The 2,061-nt window shown below is 58.7% G+C and carries 2 protein-coding genes; both read right to left on the bottom strand.

Translation table 11 applies throughout. From position 1 onward, the window contains the following. Positions 1-12: 12 nt before the first annotated feature. Positions 13-1,635, bottom strand: coding sequence for a peptide ABC transporter substrate-binding protein (locus tag Q1K49_RS01875; protein ID WP_300522128.1), 1,623 nt, complete (start codon positions 1,633-1,635; stop codon positions 13-15). A 54-nt stretch (positions 1,636-1,689) separates the two neighbouring features. Further along, positions 1,690-2,061: M24 family metallopeptidase (locus Q1K49_RS01870; RefSeq protein WP_300522126.1), on the bottom strand; the 372-nt coding region annotated here is incomplete at its 5' end.

Genomic DNA, 2,061 nt, shown 5'->3' with positions numbered 1-2,061 from the left:
GGTGCTGTTCGTCTATTTTTCGACGGTGGCGTAGACGAAATCCAGATCGGCGCCGATGAAGGGGCGGACGATGCCGCTCACACCGGGCTGGGTCATCCAGGCTCTGCGCCGGAGCTGCAGCGGAATCATGGGGGCTTCGTCGAGGAGGATTTTCTCCGCCTCGAAAAGAAGGGCAAGGCGCTTTCCGCGATCCGTCTCTTTCCGCGATGCGGCGACGATGTCGTCGAACTTCTTGCTTCCCCATCCGCTGTTGTTGTGACTGATGTCACTGCCCCAGATTTCGATGTAGGTGAGAGGATCGTCGAAATCTGGACCCCATCCGGAGTACACCAGCTCGTAGTCGGCCTGTCCCTCCTGGAGGAAACGCTGTTTGCGCGTCACGATCTGCACGTTGAAGGTGATGCCGAGCGTTCTCTGGATCTGGTCCTGGAGCGCTTCGGCCATGAGGCGGCACTCTTCCTGGTCCTGGATCAGATAGGTGACGGAGATCTTTGCGGGATCGTCGATGCCGAGGCGGTCCATGGCGGCCTTGAGATGCGCTTTTGCCTTTTCCGGATCCGCTTTCGCCGTGTAGTATTCCAGGGGGTATTCCTCGGCATAGTGCTTTTCCACTCCGGCGACGATGGGAAGGACATAGCGGAGGTTGGGAATGTAGAGTCCCTTCGTGGCGATTTTCAGATATTCCTCACGGTCGATGGCCCAGGCCAGTGCCTTGCGGAAGTCCTTGTCCGCGAGCCATGGGCGTTTCGGGTCCGGACGTACATTGACTTTGATCCAGTCGTCGGCCCCTGTCAGAGAAACCTTGGCTTTCCCCTCGGCGGCGTATTTTTCGTAGAGATTCGAGGGAATGTCCACCATGTCGAGCTCCCCGCTCTCGAAGAGGTTCAGCGCGGTATTCTGTTCGTACACCTGATGGATGACGGCGCGGTCGAGCTTGATGGCATCGCTGTTCCAGTAGCGCGGGTTCTTCTCCAGGATCATGCTCTGCTCGTGCTTCCACTCCTTGATCACGAAGGGGCCGTTGTAGACCATGTGTTCGGCTCCTGTCGCGAAGGCGTCCTTCTCGTGTTCCACCACATCCTGTCGTGTGGGGAGAAAGCACATGAGCTGCAGATAGCCGAGAAGATAGTCCATCGGCTCCACGAGGCGGATCTCGAACGTCTTTGCATCGAGGGCCTTGACGCCCACCAGGGAAGGATCGGTGATCTCGCCTTTGTTGAAGGCCTTGCCGTTCTCGATGCCGTAGGCGGCGAAAGCGTACTCCGCAGCGGTGGCCGGATCGAGAAGGCGGCGGAAGGAATATTCGAAATCGTGGGCCGTCACGGGTTTTCCGTCGCTCCACAGGGCGTCGCGGAGATGGAACGTGTAGACGAGTCCGTCCTCCGAAATTTCCCAGCTTTCCGCCATGCCGGGGAGGACCTTTCCGTCGTGAACGCGGACCAGCCCTTCGAGAATGTGTGTTCCGACGACCGCCGAGGGGATCGAATTGGCCTTTTGCGGATCCAGTCCGGGAATTTCGTACGCCATGGAGAAAATGAATTCTCGTTGTGCGGCTGGGGCGGAAATGGCCAGGCCGAAGAATGCGAGGAGGCCGAGGAAGATGGCGGCGAGAATGTTGTGCAGCGTTTTTCTCACGGGTGACACTCCTTTCTCCACGTTCATGCTGATTTCTCCGTGAAAGGAAACGTCTCAGGAAAGCTCGAGCAGTTCTTTCGGTGTTCTCGTGAGAATGGTCACCCCCTCGCTTTCGACGGAAACGGAGTCCTCGATGCGCACGCCTCCCCACCCTTTCAGATACACGCCGGGTTCGACGGTGACGACACATCCTTTTTCGAGAATTTTCGTGCACCGTACGCTCATGAACGGTTCCTCGTGAATATCCAGGCCGACGCCGTGGCCGAGTCCGTGGGAAAAGGCGTCGCCCAGACCGGCGGAGACGATCACGCTTCGGGCGGCTGCATCGACCTCCCGTCCGGGCACGCCGGCTTTGATGGCTGCGATTCCGGCTTGTTGGGCCTCCAGGACGAGGTTGTACAGTTCTTTTTGACGCGGTGCGGCTTT

This window comes from Aminiphilus sp. (assembly GCF_029975095.1).
Lineage (GTDB): Bacteria > Synergistota > Synergistia > Synergistales > Aminiphilaceae > Aminiphilus.
This window is presented reverse-complemented; position numbering and strand designations above follow the sequence as displayed.